Genomic DNA, 14499 nt, shown 5'->3' with positions numbered 1-14499 from the left:
CAGAAGTGTAGGCCCCTCGAGTCCCTCCTCACCCTAGACAGGAATCGCGCGAGACAATAGACTTTTTTGTAGTACTTGCTCGCTTGTACACTCCGGGTAGGCGCCGCACGCTTCCACACGGCGTCTCCCTATCGAAGAACAGCTCGAGTTCTAGGAGTTACGACCGCCCATGTTCGACTCGGTACTCGGCCGCGCCACCGCCACCCAGGGGCGTCTAGGGACGGGCGCAGCGCTCTCCATCGTCGCCCACGCGGCGATCGCGGCGGCGATCCTCGGGCTGGCCGCGCGCCCTGGGGTCGAGAAGCAGAAGGACGTCGAGGTCACCTTCTTCGCCGCGCCGCCGCCGCCGCCGCCACCTCCGCCGCCGCCGCCGCCGCCGGGAGGCGGCGCGAAGCGCCCGCCGAAGGTGGAGCGCATCGAGCAGCCGAAGCCTGTCAAGACACCTGACACCATCTACGACATGCCGGAGAAGCCCAAGGCCAAGGCGCCTGAGCCGGAGCCGCCCAGGGAGGAGGCGCCGGAGCAGCCGGGCGGCGTCGAGGGTGGCGTCGAGGGCGGCGTTGCAGGCGGGACCGTCGGCGGCCAGGTCGGCGGGCAGATCGGCGGTACGCTGGGCGGCCAGCTCGGCGGTCAGCTGGGCAGCACGGCGCCGCCGCAAAACGTTGTGCTGCCGTTCGGCGCCGGGATGAGCCGGCCGACGATGACCTCGGGGCGAGATCCGCAGTACACGCGCGAGGCGCTCGCCGCGCGGGTGGAGGGGCTCGCGATTGTCAAGTGCGTCATCAAGGTCGACGGCGCCCTGACCCAGTGCCGCATGGTCAAATCACTGCCCCACATGGACAAGGCGATCCTCGATGCGCTCTCGGGCCGTCGCTACACCCCGGTGATGTACCAGGGGCGCCCCGTCTCGGTCGACTACGTGTTCAACATCCGGCTCAAGCTCCCTTGACCGCCGGGCCCGGGGGTGTTGTTGAACGGGCTCGGCACGTAGTAGAGAAGGGTACGAGGTAGGTCCGCTCGGAGGTACTGTCGAGTTCGCTACGGCGTCGAGAGGCGCTGATCCAGCCTAGCCAAAACCATCACGACACCATGGAGCGCCAGGAGGCGCGAGCGAGACGATGCAATTCACGTTGATTGAGCTGTGGGGCCACATGGGGCTCTTCGCGAAGCTGATCGTGTTCGCGCTGGCCCTCATGTCCGTCTCGTCCCTGATCATCTTCGGCGAGCGCCTCGTCGTGTCGTTCAAGTCGCGCGCCGCCTCCCGCGCCTTCGCGGAGCGGGTGGGGCCGATGCTCGCCCGGGGCGAGTTCGAGGGCGCCCGGGCCGCCGCCAAGCCCCCGGCCGAGCTTGGCTACCTCGGGCGCGTCATCGGCGCCGGGCTCGCCGCCTACGCGTCGAGCGCCCCCTCCCGGCTGCCGGCGCAGGGGCACGAGCGCGACGGTGTGTTCGAGTCGGTCTCGCGGGCCCTCGAGCGCCAGGCGCAGCGCGAGGTGCTCAGTCTGAAGCGCGGCTACGGCCTGCTCGCCACGGTCGGCTCCACGGCGCCGTTCGTCGGCCTGCTCGGGACGGTCATGGGCATCGTGACCGCGTTCCAGCAGATGGCGGCCGCCGGCTCCGGCGGCCTCGGCACCGTCTCGGCGGGTATCGCGGAGGCGCTCATCACGACCGCCTTTGGCCTGCTCGTCGCGATCCCGGCCGTCATGGGCTACAACTACCTCCAGGGCTGGGTCGACGCCCGGGCGATCGACATCTCGGAGTCGTCGAACGAACTCCTCGACATCGTGGCGAAGCGGCTCGACGGCCGCCTCGCGCCGGCCTCCGACGAGGCCGCTTGACACAGAGCCCGCGCGATACGGTGTCTGTCGGGTCGCGGAGCGCGGCGCGCAGCGCCGTGCGCCCGCGGCGAGGCGCGCGCTGACGCGCTCAGCCGGGAAGCGAGCGTTCCAATGGGGATGGCTGCCGGCCCGCAGAAGGGCCTCAAGAGCGAGATCAACGTCACGCCGCTCGTCGACGTCGTGCTGGTGCTGCTCATCATCTTCATGGTCGTCACGCCGATGCTGCAGCGCGGCAAGGACGTGAAGTTGCCGCAGGCCGCGAAGGTGGACGAGGAGAAGAAGGAGGTGGACCCGCTGATCCTCTCCGTGACGCTGGAGAAGACGGTGTGGGTCGAGAACGACCCGTACGATGAGGCCGGGCTCGCCGCGCGGCTCACGCGCGAGTTCGCCGCGAACAGCGGGCGCAAGGTGCTGGTCAAGGGGGACCAGCGCCTCTCGTTCGGCGACGTCCGCAGGGTGATGGAGACGGCGCGCAAGGCGGGCGCGAAGAGCGTGTCGCTGGCGGTCGAGGAGCTGAAGGGGAGGTAGCGGCGATGAGCGCTCGCGCGAAGAGGAAGTTCGTCGTCAAGCCGGCGGTGCCGCTGAACTCGGACATCAACGTGACGCCGCTCGTCGACGTCGTGCTGGTGCTGCTCATCATCTTCATGGTCGTGACGCCGCTGCTCGAGAAGGACATCGGCGTGCGCGTGCCGGACACCGAGCAGGTCAAGGTGGACACCCCCCCGCCGCCCGACCAGCTGGTCGTCCGGGTGAGCGCGCAGGGCGAGCTCCTGGTGAACGACGAGCGGGTCGAGCGCGCCGATCTCGTCGGCAAGCTCAGGCCGCTCCTCGAGCGCCAGAGCAGGCCGCAGGACAGGATCGTCTTCGTCGTCGCCGACGACAGCGCCGTCTATGGCACCGTGGTGGAGGTGCTCGACGGCGCGAAGGCGGCCGGCGCGCAGACGCTCGGCATGATGACCGAGCTCCCCGAGCCGCCCACGCCGTGAGCGGCGCGCGCCCACGCGGCGCGCCGGTTCGTGGGCCCTGGTTCGCGGGCTCGGCGCGGGCGGCCCGGCGCGACGGGAGGCTTGCGTCGCGCGCGGTCGCGACCTACACCGCCCACCTCGAAAGGGAGGTTGTCGATGTTGCGGACCGAATGGGTGAGCAAGCGCTCCGGGAGCCCCAACCAGAGCCAGATGCACTTCGCGAGGAAGGGCGTCGTCACGGAGGAGATGGAGTACGTCGCCCGCCGTGAAAACCTCGCGCCCGAGCTCATCCGCAGCGAGGTCGCGCGCGGCCGGATGATCATCCCCGCCAACAAGAACCACCTGAACCTCGAGCCGATGTGCATCGGCATCGCGTCGCTCTGCAAGGTGAACGCGAACATCGGCAACAGCCAGACCACGAGCGACGTGAACGGCGAGCTCGAGAAGCTGCGCTACTCCATCAAGTACGGCGCCGACACGGTGATGGACCTGTCGACCGGCGGCGACATCGACGGCATCCGCCGCGCGATCATCGCCGACTCCCCGGTGCCGATCGGGACGGTGCCGATCTACCAGGCGCTCGAGGCGTGCAAGGGCACGGACAAGATGACGGCCGCGGACCTCATCGACATGCTCGAGCACCAGGCGAAGCAGGGGGTCGATTACTTCACGATCCACGCGGGCGTGCTGCTCGAGCACCTGCCGCTCGTGAAGGGCCGCATCACGGGCATCGTCTCGCGCGGCGGCTCGATCATGGCGCAGTGGATGATCGAGCACCACAAGCAGAACCCGTTCTACACGCACTGGGACAAGGTGCTCGAGGTCTGCGCCAAGTACGACGTCACGATCTCGGCCGGCGACGGCCTCCGCCCTGGCTGCCTCCACGACGCGAGCGACGCGGCGCAGTTCGCCGAGCTGAAGACGCTCGGGGAGCTGACGAAGCGCGCCTGGGAGAAGGACGTGCAGGTCATGATCGAGGGCCCCGGGCATGTGCCGTTCGATCAGATCGCGATGAACGTGCAGAAGGAGATGGAGCTCTGCCACGAGGCGCCGTTCTACGTGCTCGGCCCGCTCGTCACCGATTTCGCGCCCGGCTACGACCACATCACGAGCTGCATCGGCGCGACGATGGCCGGCTTCGCCGGCGCCGCGATGCTCTGTTACGTGACGCCGAAGGAGCACCTCGGCCTGCCGAACGCGGACGACGTGAAGCAGGGCCTCATCGCCTACAAGATCGCCGCCCACGCCGCGGACGTGGCGCGCAAGCGCCCGGGCGCGCGGGATCGCGACGACGCGCTGAGCCGCGCCCGCTATGCCTTCGACTGGAAGCAGCAGTTCGCGCTCTCGCTCGATCCGGAGACGGCCCAGGCGATGCACGACGAGACGCTCCCCCAGGAGTACTTCAAGACCACGGAGTTCTGCTCGATGTGCGGGCCGAAGTTCTGCTCGATGCACATCAACCGTGTGGTCGACGAGTACAACGCGCGGCAGGACCGGCAGGAGCCCGAGAACGCGCCCACGAAGCGCTCGCTCGCGCTCATCGATCAACCGTGACGCCGGGGCGGCCGTGACACGGGGGAGGGGTCGCGCGGTCCTCCCTCGCGCGCCCGTCGCGGCGCGCGCGGCCCTCGTCGCCTGCCTGTCGCCCGTCGCGGCGCGCGCGGTCCTCGTCGCCTGCCTGTCGCCCGTCGCGGCGCGCGCGGCCCTCGTCGCCTGCCTGTCGCTCGTCCTCCTCGCCCCCGTCGCGTGCGGCCGCGACCGCGCGAATTCCTCGCGCGCCTCGTCGTCGCCCTCCTCGCCGACAGCCTCCGTCTCGGCGGCACCGCGCCCGCCGAGCCCTCGCCTCACGGATCCGCGCTGGCGCCTCGCCGCCGGGGACGACCCGCTGGAGTGCGCCCGGCTCGCCGAGGCCGAGGGCGCCTCCGGCCTCCTCGACGCGCTGGACGACGGCGGCGACATCGCGCTCACGGCGCTGCGCGCGCTGCCTCACGCCGACGACGCCGATCTGGCGCTCGCGCCGCTCGCCGAGCGCGCCCGCGCGGCGTCCGGGGCGTCGCTCGCCCCCCTGCTCGACGCGCTCCTCGGGATCGCCGGCCGTCCGCCGCGCCCGCGCGAGCCGCTCGACCCGGACGGAGCGCGCGCCGCGGCCGCGGCGCTTGTCGAGCTGTCGGGCAGGCGCGGCCTCCCTGCGGAGGAGCGCGCGCTCGCGATCTCGGCGGCGCGCGCGCTCGCCGAGAAGGGGCTCGTCGACCCGCGCCGGATCCCTGCGGATCTGGACCTCGAGGTCTCCGGCGCGGGCTCCGCCGGGGGCCAAGCGCCGCGGCCTTGACGTACGTCCTGCGCGGCCGGCGCGGGACGTCAAGGCCGGGCGGCCGTCCTGCGCGGCGCCCCTGGCTGCCGGGTCGACCCGCCGCGCTTTGGGCCGATCGGGGTCTATTTTGGTAGCTTGCCCCCCGTGACGACGCCGTACACCTCCGAGGCTTTCCTCCACCAGCTCCTCGGCAAGGCGCTAGCCGCCCACGCCAGCGACATCCATCTCAAGGTCGGTCAGCCGCCGGGCGCGCGGGTGCGCGGCGATATGGTTTATTTCCGGGTCGACAGGATCCGCCCCGAGGACAGCGAGGCTGCGGCGCGCGTGCTGCTTGCGGGGAGGCCCTCGCGCGAGCTGCTCGCCACGCTCCAGGAGCTTGACACCTCATATGTCGTCCCGGGCCTTGGCCGGTTCCGGGTCAACCTGTATCGCCAGCGCGGCTCGCTCGCGATCATCCTGCGCAGCATCCCGCTCAAGGTCCCCGCGTTCGATGAGCTGGGCGTGCCTTCGGCGGTGCGGGCGATGGCGGAGCACGACCATGGTCTCGTCCTCGTCGCCGGCACGGCTGGCAGCGGCAAGAGCACCACGCTGGCCGCGTTCGTCGGGCAGATCAACGCGACCTTGCCGCGCCACATCGTCACCCTCGAGGACCCGATCGAGCACGTGCACGACGACAACCGCTCCAGCGTGAGCCAGCGCGAGATCGGCGTGGACACCTCGGATTTTCCGACCGCGCTGCGCTCCGCATTGCGGCAGGATCCGGACGTCGTGATGCTCAGCGCGCTCCGCGACGGCGAGTCGCTCGATCTGGCGCTGCACGCTGCCGAGACGGGGCACCTCGTGCTTGCGGCGGTGCACACGCCGGACGTCACGCGCACGCTCGGGCGGCTTGTCGCGCTTGGCAGGAGCCCGAGCGAGGTGCGCGACCGTCTGGCCGACTGTTTCCAGGGCGCGGTCGCGCAGCGCCTGCTCCCTCGCCGCGACGGTGCCGGGGAGGTCCTGGCCTCCGAGGTGCTTGTCGCGACGGCCGCGGTGCGCGAGGCGATCCGTCGTCCGGAGGGGAGCCCGTCGTTGCGCGAGCTGATGGAGAAGGGGGTCACGCCTTACGGCATGCAGACCTTCGAGGCGCACCTGCGCCAGCTCGTCGGCCAGGGTGCGATCGCCAAGGAGACGGCCAAGGCGGTGACGTCGCTGTAGCGAACTGCGTCGTTCGCGTCCTGCGCGGAGGTTCGGTGCGGCGAGATGGATGCCCACCCCCGGCCCGTGCTCGGCGCTCCGCGCCTGCGCGCGGTCCGCCCCTCCCAAATCGCGCGCTCCGCGCGCTCAGGGAGGGGTGCGTCGTCTGGTCCCTGCGGCCGGGGGGTGAGGTCCGGAGAAGGGAGGGCGTGCACGACGCGCGTCAGGACATCAGGCCGCGCGCGAAGAGCGCATCGGCCCAGAGCGGCCAGAGCGTGCGGTACGGGTGGGTCGCCAGCACCACACCGCCGCTTGGCAGGCGCCGCTGGAGGAGCGACGTTCGCTTTCTTCGGGGTAGCAAGCAATGCCACAGCAGATATCGCGCTCGGAGTCGTTCAGACTCACGCCGGACAGCACGTGGGCGCTATTCAATCCTCCGAAGTGGGCGCGAACCCTGGAGAGAACCTCGTCGATCGAGTGCGTGTCGCACGATATGCTCGCGCTCATCCTCAAGCCGATGAGCTCTCCCGGGGGGGACGAGCGCCGAGAGTGCCGCGGCGAAGGCGTCGAGCCGTTCTGCCTCGTCGCATCAGGCGAAGAAGTGAGGTCCTGACTCGCTCATCGCCGGATCACCATGATGAATTTGTTAAAACCAGCAAGGGTAACCGTCTCGCCCTCGTTCGAATCGAAGAGGTAGCCATCTTTGACCATGTACTTCGTTGGGTCGAACTCCGCCCCCTGTTGCATGATGAGCTCGACGCGTTCCACGTCTCCATCGAGCCCCTTCTTCTTCAGGGCCAGCTCAGGCTGTAAGGTGTGCCGGCCCAGGCGAACGACGACGCGAGGATCGAGAGCGCCGTGACCGTCGCGACGAGCCTCTGGAAGGCCGCGGTGATCCGGCCGCGCGCCGTACGCTCGGTATCGAAGCGTTCGGCGCACCTCCGAGACCATCCGTCGCGCTCCGGATGCTTCGTTTCCGTGCCGTGTTGCCTAATTTTCGTACCGTATTGACTAGTTTTCGAGCCTGAAGGCCTCGTTTTCGTGCAAAACTTCCTAGTTTCCGTGCCGTATTGCCTGGTTTCCGTGCCGTATTGCCTGGTTTCCGTGCCGTATTGCCTGGTTTCCGTGCCGTATTGCCTTGTTTCCGTGCCTGAAGGCCTCGTTTCCGTGCCGGAAGGCTTCGTTTCCGCGCCGGATGCCTTCCTCTTCCTCCAGGCGCAGCCCCCCGCCGCGGGCGCGCCGGGGGCCTCCACCCCCGCGGCGGCGGCGGGGGCTGCGCCTTCTCCCTCCGCGGTTCGCTCCCCCTCCGCGGTTCGCTCCCCCTCCGCGCTCCGCGCCCCGCGCGGCTCGCTTGCGGCGGCGCCTCAAGCCCGGGTATGGAGCGAGCCCATGCTCGAAGGGATCGAACGAGAAACGGCGGAGCACAAAGGTGGGCGCGGCGAGCCGGGCGGGCGCGCCCCGGCGGCGGGCGCGATCCGCCACGACTGGACGGTCGAGCAGGCGGTCGCCTTGCACGATCTCCCGCTCTTCGAGCTGATCGACCGCGCGCGCTCGGTCCACCGCGCCTTCCACGGCGAGCACGAGGTGCAGCTCTGCACCTTGCTCAGCGTCAAGACGGGCGGCTGCCCCGAGGACTGCGCCTACTGCCCGCAGTCGAGCCACTACGAGACGGAGGTCGGGGCGGAGCGCATGCTCGACGTCGGCGCGGTCCTCGCGGCCGCGGAGCGCGCCCGCGGCGGCGGCTCGACGCGGTTCTGCATGGGCGCCGCGTGGCGCGAGGTGAAGGACGGCCCCGCCTTCGAGCGCGTCCTCGACATGGTGCGCGGCGTGAAGGCCCTCGGCCTCGAGGCGTGCTGCACCCTCGGCATGCTCACCGACGACCAGGCGCGCCGCCTCAAGGAGGCCGGCCTCGACGCCTACAACCACAACCTCGACACGTCGCGGAAAGCCTACAAGTCCATCGTCTCGACCCGCACGTACGACGAGCGGCTGGTCACGCTGCGGAACGTCCGGCGGGCGGGCATCACCGTCTGCTCGGGCGGGATCATCGGCATGGGCGAGTCGATCGCCGACCGCTGCGAGATGCTCGTCGAGCTCGCGCGCCTCGATCCGCAGCCGGAGAGCGTGCCGATCAACGCCCTCGTGCGCTCGCCGGGCACGCCGCTGGAGAGCCTGCCCCCCGTGGACCCGATCGAGTTCGTCCGGATGATCGCGGTCGCGCGGCTCATGATGCCCCGCGCGATGGTGCGCCTGTCCGCCGGCCGGACGGAGCTCTCGCGCGAGGCGCAGCTGCTCTGCATGTACGCGGGGGCGAACTCGATCTTCTACGGAGACAAGCTGCTCACCACCCCGAACCCGGGCCCGGACGAGGACCGCGCGCTCATCGAGAAGGCCGGGCTCCAGCCGATGGCGCCTGCCGCGGCTCACGCCGCCCGCCGTTAGCCGGGCCGCCACCGTCGGCCGCGTCGGCCTGCGGGCGCTCCCCGTCGCGCGCCGCGAGGTGCAGCGTCTGCGTCGGGTGCGCGAGCCTCGATCCGGCCGAGCCGACGATCTCCAGGAAGGTGATCAGCACCTCCTGGCGCATGGTCCGGAACTGGCCGAAGTCGCGCGTCTCGAACCAGGCCATCACCTCGACGTCGAGCGACGAGGGGGCGACGCCGATGAAGCGCACGACGACGTCGTCGGGCCAGATGTGCGGGTGCGCTCGCAGCGCGCGCTCGCACCCCTCGATGATCGCGCGGAGCTGCTCGGGGGTGGTCTCGTGCACGAGGCTCAGCACGCAGGAGAGGCGCATCCGGTCGCGCGCCGTGTACGACTCGATCTGGAGATCGGCCAGCTTGCCGTTCGGGATCGTGACGAGCGTGCGGTCGAGCGTGCGGATCCGGGTCGACCGGAGCCCGATGCTCTCGACCGTGCCGAGGAGCGCGTCGATCCTCACGAAGTCGCCGACCTGGAACGGCCTGTCGATGCCGATCGAGACCGAGCCGAAGAGGTTCTCCACCGTCTTCTGCGCGGCGAGGGCGAGCGCGACGCCGCCGATGCCGAGGCCGGCGAGCAGGCTCGTCACCGGGTAGCCGAGCTCCGACAGCACGGCGATCGCGCCGAAGATCACGATCGCGACCTTCGCGATCCGCCCCATGAGCGGCACGAGCGAGCGCGCCGCGGGGTTGTCGCGCGTCGCGGGGGCGGCGAGCAGGCGGCCGCCGACGGCGTCGATCGCGCAGAGGGCGAACCAGAAGACGGCGACGAAGACGCCGGCGCGCAACACCTTGTCGAGGAACGCCTCGGCCGGCTGGTAGAGCCCGAACCACGGGAGCGCGACCGCGATGGCGAGGAGCGCCGCCGCGAACGTGAGCGGACCGCGCGTGCCCTCGAGGAGCGCGTCGTCGATCGCGGAGCCCGTTCGCACGACGAGGCGGCGGAGCAAGGCGCGGAGGAGGAAGCTCAGCACCGCGCCGACGAGCCAGGCGGCCAGCGCGAGGACCGGCAACGCGAGCCACTGCCACCAGAGCAGCTCGCGCGGGCCCGCGCGCAGCAGCACCGGCGGCAGGTGGTCGCGGAGCCAGCGATCCTCGAGCCGCGCGTACCACTCGTCGACGCGGTCCACGGTCGCGCGCGAGAAGAGCCAGCGCACGCCGTCGGGCGTCGCTCGCCGCACCAGGCGCACCGGCTGGGGCCCTGTCCGGGTCGGGATCTTGCCGAGCTCCTCCACGCCGGCCCCGAGGTTGTCCTGCGCGTCCCCCAGCGGGAGCGGCGAGAGCCTCTCCACGTCCAGCCAGAGGTGCCGGTCGAGCACCGCCTTGAGCTTCTGCGCGAGCACCGCGCCGTCCGCCTTCGGCGGCAGATCGAGGTAGCGCGCGGCCTCGGCGTAGTTGCCCGCGCGGCAAAGCTCGATGAAGCGGCGCATGGAGGCCTGCGGCGAGTCGGGGGCGACCGGGAGCGTCTCGGGATCGACGCCGCCCTCGGCGCTCGCTGGCGGCGCCGAGGGGGCAGGCGGAGGGGCCAGCTCGGCGGCGTTCGCTCCGAGGAGGACGCACCCGGAGACGAGCGCGAAGGCGAACGCAGCGCGGAGCCACCACCGCGCCGCCGGCCAAAGGCGGCGCCGCTTCGGCGCCTCGGGAGGATCGTTCCTGGGCATGGGCCCCTGCTATTCCATCGCCCGGCGCGTCTGTCGACCGGGCGGCGCGCGCGTGAGCCGTGCGTCGCGCGTGTCGCACCGCGCGCGACGCGCGGCGCGTAGGCTCCCTCGCAGCTACACCGCTGCGGCGGGCGGCTCGCTCGACAGCGCCGCGGTCGCGAGCGCCGCGAGCGCCGCGCCGTAGCGCGCGAGCCGGCGCGCGCCGAGCCCGGGGATGCGCGCGATGGCGGCGGCGACCGCGGCGTCGCCGGCGCGGCCCCCCGCGAGCGCGATCTCCACGAGATCCTGCGCGCAGTGCCCTGGCAGCACGACCTGCTCGTCGACCTTCCGCGCCCTCGCCTCGGCCCTGCGCCACGCCATGATCCGGGTCTCCACCGCGCGCCGGGCGGCGAGCTCCTTCCGGGGCGGGCGGGCCTGCTGGAAGAGGGCGCGCTCGTCCTCCGGCACGTCGCCGTCGCTGCGCCCCTGCTCGATGGCGCGGAGCCACGCGGCGACGAAGCCCGCCGCCCGTCCCGCCGCGGCCCCGCGGACGGCGCGCACGTCGTCGGCCCGGGCCGGCCTCCGCTGCGCGAGCTCGAGCAGCACCTCGCTGGCGACGATCTTGAAGGCGGGCTGGTCCGCCTCCTCGGCGGCGGCCTCGCGCGCCGCCACGAGCCGCCGCAGGATCGCCCGGCCCTCCGGGTCGAGCGCCTGGGCGCCCTTGACGCGCGCGTACGCGGGCCGCGGATCGCGCGGCGGCCCGAGGGCGGCCGCCAGCTTGTAGGCGCACTCCTCCGCGATCTCGTCGTCGATCCCGAGCGCGCGGCCCTGCTCCGCGAGACACGCGTCGAGCGAGAGCAGGTGGAGCACATCGTCGGCCAGGTAGCGCAGCTCGGCGCTCGCGAGCGGCCTGCGCCCCCAGTCGTGCTGCTGGAGCTGCTTGTCGACCTTCACGCCGAGCTCCGCCGAGAGGAGCGCCGCGAGCCCCGTCGCCGCGCAGCCGAGCATGCGCGCGGCGACCGAGGTGTCGCGCACCGCGGCGAGCGGCGCGCCCGCCTCGGCGAGCATGCGCGCGTCGAAGGTGAGGTCGTGCAGCACCTTGGGCGGCCCCGCGGCCCCGAGGAGCGGCGCGAGCGGCCCGACGGGCACGCGGAGCGCGTCGACGACCGCGACCGCGATGCCGTCCCCCTCGCGGAAGGCGAGCTGGACCGTGCAGAGCCGCGCGCGGTAGGCGAACAGCCCGTTGGCCTCCACGTCGACCGCGAGCGCGTCGGCGCGCGCCGCGCGCTCGACCAGCCGGGCGAGCTCGTCCTCGCGCTCGACGAGGAGGAGAGGGCTCTGGCTCAGCGGGCCCTCTTCCGGCCCGGGCGCGCCGTCGCGCCGCGCCGCGCCCGCGCGATCGCGCCCAGCGACGCGAGCGCGGCGGCGAGGAGCCCACCGCCGCCTCCGCCCGGCGACGGGACCGCGGTACAGCCGCCGCTCGCCTGCGCTCTGCTGGGCTGATCTGCGGCGCACAGGTCGGAGAAGCCATGGCGCGGCGTGGGGTCGCACCCCTTGACCGGCTCCCCGGGCGGGTACACCGCGCAGATCCCGGCGATGTCGTCGTCGTGGAGGTCGCGGAGCAGGACGGTCCCGTCGTTGTAGTGCGCCATCATGGTCGCTTCCGGATCGCTCGAGTGCGAGAGCCCGAGGAAGTGGCCTGCCTCGTGGGTCGCGACGCTCAGCAGATCGGTCCCGACGCCGTCGTCGCCGAGCGTGAATTTCTGGTCGAACGAGTTGATCTCCATGTCGGCGTCGTAGATCGCGCCGGTCTTGAGGTTGTAGGTGACGGTCGTGAGCGCGAGGGTGCTCCCGCTGCCGCCGTACGGCCACCCGTTGTCCCGGAACGTGATGATGTTCGCGTTCCCCTGGCGCTGGTTGTACTCGTGCGCGTCGCACGAGACCGGGCCCATGTAGATGACCTCCATGCGCGGGGTCTCCCCGCCGCCGCAGTCGGCCGCGGTCCACGCGGCGAACGCCTGCGCGAAGATCGCCTCGGTCTCCGCGAGCGAGACCTGGTCCGAGGCGTCTTCCTGGATGGCGTAGCCGACGCACGGTGACGGCCAGGCGAGGGGGATGCCGCAGTCGGTCGACTGCGCCGGCGTGCAGACGGCCGCGGTCGACTGCGTCTCGGGGCAGACGCTGGTGCGGCAGAAGGCCAGGGCGGCCCGGGGGTGGACGAGCGCCGCGACGGCGATCACGCTGCAGGTTGCGGCGACGGCGCGGGCGCGCGCGCCCCGCCCGGCGGGCGCGCGGTCACTTCTGCGCATGCTTCGCCTTCCAGGCGCGGCTCACCGCGTCGATCGCCGCGTCGAGCGTCGCGCCGACGAGCTGCTCGCGCGCCGAGATCGCGGGGCCGGGCCGGGCCAGGATCGTCCCGCTGGACGGGCTCGCCGAGAGCCGCCGCGCGGCGATGCGCGGCGCGCCGGCCGCCCGCCGCGTCTCCGCGCCGTCGACGATGGGGTAGTGGCCCTGGGCCATCCCGGAGACGACCAGGGCGGAGCTCGCCCGGGACACGAAGAGCATCGCCTGCGCGCCGACGCTGAGCTGCGCGTCGCCGTCCACGTGCTGTCCGATGTCTCCCACCACGCCTCCGAGCGTCCTGACCCAGACGTCCCCGTCGGGCTGTCCGGCCACGGTCCGGTCGATCGACAGGCGGGTATACGTGACGATCCTCCTGGATCCGCCGAGCTCTTCCCACCTGCTCTGCTGCTCGGCCGCGGTCGCGACCACGACGTACGAGGCGGCGGAGACGAGCTCATCCAGCGAGAGCTGGATGGCGACGGCTGCCTGCGCCGCGCGCGGACCGGACAGGAGCGCGCCGGGGCCCACTCCGGCGGCCGGGACGGCGTCGCCTGGGGGCGCGAGGGTGAGGGCGGGGGGCAACGCGAAAAGGAGGGCTATGACCAAGGCTCTGGGAGACATCGGCGCAAAGATACCATGCTGGCGAGCGAGGCGCGCCGGAAGCGCCGGGGCGTGGTCGACGCGCTGGACCCTGTGTCCCGGTCCGACTAGCAGATCGTCTAGGTCGAGACCCCGAGGAGCCTGCGATGACGAGCGACGCGTTGACGATCGGCAGACACACCTTCACTTCCCGCCTCTTCGTGGGGACGGGCAAGTACAGGGACATGGATGAGACCCGTCGCGCGCTCGAGGCGTCCGGCGCGGAGGTGGTCACGGTGGCCCTCCGCCGCGTCAATCTGAAGGATCGGGGCGAGGGGTCGATGATGTCGCTGCTCCAGCAGAGGCGCGTCACGATCCTGCCGAACACGGCGGGCTGCTCCACCGCCGAGGATGCGGTCCGCACCTGCCGGCTCGCGCGCGAGCTCGGGCTGTCGGACCTCGTGAAGCTCGAAGTCATCGGCGACGAACGGACGCTGTTCCCGGACAACGAGGCGACGCTGGAGGCGGCGCGGATCCTGGTGAAGGAGGGGTTCACGGTGCTGCCCTACTGCATCGATGACCCGATCGTGTGTCGGAAGCTGGAGGACCTCGGGTGCGCGGCCGTGATGCCCCTGGCGGCCCCGATCGGCAGCGGGCTCGGCATCCGGAACCCGTACAACCTGATGATCATCCGCGAGACAGCGAAGGTGCCGGTGATCGTGGACGCGGGAGTCGGGACCGCGAGCGACGCCGCGGTGGCGATGGAGCTCGGGTGTGATGGGGTGTTGATGAACACGGCCATCGCGGGCGCGCGGGACCCGATCCTGATGGCGCAGGCGATGAGGGACGCCGTGAGGGCCGGGCGAATGGCGTACCTGGCGGGGCGGATGCCGAAGAAGCTCTATGCGACGGCGTCGTCGCCGGAGCAGGGCAAGATCTCCGCGCTGTAGGGGGCGCCGCGGGCGCGCCCCGCGCGTCCCGGCGGGGCGGCAGGCGCGCGCGATGTCATCGCGCGGATGTGCGACGTCAAACGAACAGCACGCCGGTGTCATGATACGCTCACCTACCTGAGTCACAATGACACGGAACGCTCATCGCACGGTCGACACCTCTGTCGTGGCGCGAGAGGCGCCCCGAGGACGGCCGCGGCGACCTGACGGTCCGCTCAGGAGA

Annotated in this window: 14 protein-coding genes; 9 read left to right on the top strand and 5 right to left on the bottom strand. The window is 71.9% G+C overall.

What is annotated here, in order from left to right; genetic code table 11:
• Positions 1 to 169 precede the first annotated feature (169 nt).
• The 7 genes from WMF28_RS21295 to WMF28_RS21265 all read left to right on the top strand — a co-directional run bounded on the left by WMF28_RS21295 (position 170) and on the right by WMF28_RS21265 (position 6308).
• Entirely contained in the window at positions 170 to 949 is a 780-nt protein-coding gene (locus tag WMF28_RS21295) for an energy transducer TonB (RefSeq protein WP_437604093.1), read from the top strand.
• Positions 950 to 1118: 169 nt separating this feature from the next.
• Positions 1119 to 1835 carry a MotA/TolQ/ExbB proton channel family protein gene (locus WMF28_RS21290; RefSeq protein ID WP_437494415.1) on the top strand — a complete coding sequence of 239 codons (717 nt, stop codon included), beginning with the start codon at positions 1119 to 1121 and terminating at the stop codon, positions 1833 to 1835.
• 111 nt (positions 1836 to 1946) lie between these two features.
• A complete protein-coding gene (locus WMF28_RS21285; RefSeq protein WP_437604092.1) occupies positions 1947 to 2363 on the top strand; it encodes an ExbD/TolR family protein in 417 nt (138 codons plus the stop codon).
• A gap of 5 nt (positions 2364 to 2368) precedes the next feature.
• On the top strand, positions 2369 to 2821 hold the full coding sequence (locus WMF28_RS21280) for an ExbD/TolR family protein (protein ID WP_437604091.1): 453 nt from the start codon (positions 2369 to 2371) through the stop codon (positions 2819 to 2821).
• Positions 2822 to 2959: 138 nt separating this feature from the next.
• Positions 2960 to 4354, top strand: a complete 1395-nt coding sequence (gene thiC, locus WMF28_RS21275; RefSeq protein WP_437604289.1) for a phosphomethylpyrimidine synthase ThiC — start codon at positions 2960 to 2962, stop codon at positions 4352 to 4354.
• A gap of 13 nt (positions 4355 to 4367) precedes the next feature.
• Positions 4368 to 5129, top strand: a complete 762-nt coding sequence (locus WMF28_RS21270; protein WP_437604090.1) for a thiamine biosynthesis protein — start codon at positions 4368 to 4370, stop codon at positions 5127 to 5129.
• A gap of 126 nt (positions 5130 to 5255) precedes the next feature.
• On the top strand, positions 5256 to 6308 hold the full coding sequence (locus WMF28_RS21265) for a type IV pilus twitching motility protein PilT (protein ID WP_437604089.1): 1053 nt from the start codon (positions 5256 to 5258) through the stop codon (positions 6306 to 6308).
• A 597-nt stretch (positions 6309 to 6905) separates the two neighbouring features.
• Here the strand turns inward: WMF28_RS21265 and WMF28_RS21260 are convergent.
• Positions 6906 to 7238 carry a hypothetical protein gene (locus WMF28_RS21260; RefSeq protein ID WP_437604088.1) on the bottom strand — a complete coding sequence of 111 codons (333 nt, stop codon included), beginning with the start codon at positions 7236 to 7238 and terminating at the stop codon, positions 6906 to 6908.
• A 438-nt stretch (positions 7239 to 7676) separates the two neighbouring features.
• Between WMF28_RS21260 and bioB the strand changes: the two genes are divergently transcribed.
• Entirely contained in the window at positions 7677 to 8729 is a 1053-nt protein-coding gene (bioB, locus tag WMF28_RS21255; protein WP_437604087.1) for a biotin synthase BioB, read from the top strand.
• On the opposite strand, the gene WMF28_RS21250 is transcribed toward bioB, so the two are convergent.
• The 4 genes from WMF28_RS21250 to WMF28_RS21235 all read right to left on the bottom strand — a co-directional run bounded on the left by WMF28_RS21250 (position 8668) and on the right by WMF28_RS21235 (position 13329).
• Positions 8668 to 10425: a mechanosensitive ion channel family protein gene (locus WMF28_RS21250; RefSeq protein ID WP_437604086.1), complete on the bottom strand. Its 1758-nt coding sequence runs from the start codon at positions 10423 to 10425 to the stop codon at positions 8668 to 8670. The two genes, bioB and WMF28_RS21250, sit on opposite strands and share 62 nt — an antisense overlap.
• A gap of 114 nt (positions 10426 to 10539) precedes the next feature.
• The gene (locus WMF28_RS21245) at positions 10540 to 11751 is read right to left on the bottom strand and encodes an HRDC domain-containing protein (RefSeq protein WP_437604288.1); all 1212 of its coding nucleotides are present in this window, start codon (positions 11749 to 11751) and stop codon (positions 10540 to 10542) included.
• Positions 11748 to 12713, bottom strand: a complete 966-nt coding sequence (locus tag WMF28_RS21240; protein ID WP_437604085.1) for a matrixin family metalloprotease — start codon at positions 12711 to 12713, stop codon at positions 11748 to 11750. The genes WMF28_RS21245 and WMF28_RS21240 overlap by 4 nt, the downstream gene beginning before the upstream one ends.
• Positions 12700 to 13329, bottom strand: coding sequence for a hypothetical protein (locus WMF28_RS21235; RefSeq protein WP_437604084.1), 630 nt, complete (start codon positions 13327 to 13329; stop codon positions 12700 to 12702). The genes WMF28_RS21240 and WMF28_RS21235 overlap by 14 nt, the downstream gene beginning before the upstream one ends.
• A gap of 164 nt (positions 13330 to 13493) precedes the next feature.
• Between WMF28_RS21235 and WMF28_RS21230 the strand changes: the two genes are divergently transcribed.
• A complete protein-coding gene (locus tag WMF28_RS21230) occupies positions 13494 to 14276 on the top strand; it encodes a thiazole synthase (RefSeq protein WP_437604083.1) in 783 nt (260 codons plus the stop codon).
• The last annotated feature ends 223 nt before the right edge of the window (positions 14277 to 14499 follow it).

The sequence above is a fragment of the Sorangium sp. So ce590 genome (assembly GCF_051521365.1).
Classification (GTDB): domain Bacteria; phylum Myxococcota_A; class Polyangia; order Polyangiales; family Polyangiaceae; genus Sorangium.
This window is presented reverse-complemented; position numbering and strand designations above follow the sequence as displayed.

Excerpts from the sequence above, each read along its gene's own strand:
- WMF28_RS21295 (WP_437604093.1), top strand. The coding sequence starts at position 170 with ATGTTCGACTCGGTACTCGGCCGCGCCACCGCCACCCAGGGGCGTCTA.
- WMF28_RS21290 (WP_437494415.1), top strand. The coding sequence starts at position 1,119 with ATGCAATTCACGTTGATTGAGCTGTGGGGCCACATGGGGCTCTTCGCG.
- WMF28_RS21285 (WP_437604092.1), top strand. The coding sequence starts at position 1,947 with ATGGGGATGGCTGCCGGCCCGCAGAAGGGCCTCAAGAGCGAGATCAAC.
- WMF28_RS21280 (WP_437604091.1), top strand. The coding sequence starts at position 2,369 with ATGAGCGCTCGCGCGAAGAGGAAGTTCGTCGTCAAGCCGGCGGTGCCG.
- WMF28_RS21260 (WP_437604088.1), bottom strand. The coding sequence starts at position 7,238 with ATGGTCTCGGAGGTGCGCCGAACGCTTCGATACCGAGCGTACGGCGCG.
- bioB (WP_437604087.1), top strand. The coding sequence starts at position 7,677 with ATGCTCGAAGGGATCGAACGAGAAACGGCGGAGCACAAAGGTGGGCGC.
- WMF28_RS21250 (WP_437604086.1), bottom strand. The coding sequence starts at position 10,425 with ATGCCCAGGAACGATCCTCCCGAGGCGCCGAAGCGGCGCCGCCTTTGG.
- WMF28_RS21240 (WP_437604085.1), bottom strand. The coding sequence starts at position 12,713 with ATGCGCAGAAGTGACCGCGCGCCCGCCGGGCGGGGCGCGCGCGCCCGC.
- WMF28_RS21230 (WP_437604083.1), top strand. The coding sequence starts at position 13,494 with ATGACGAGCGACGCGTTGACGATCGGCAGACACACCTTCACTTCCCGC.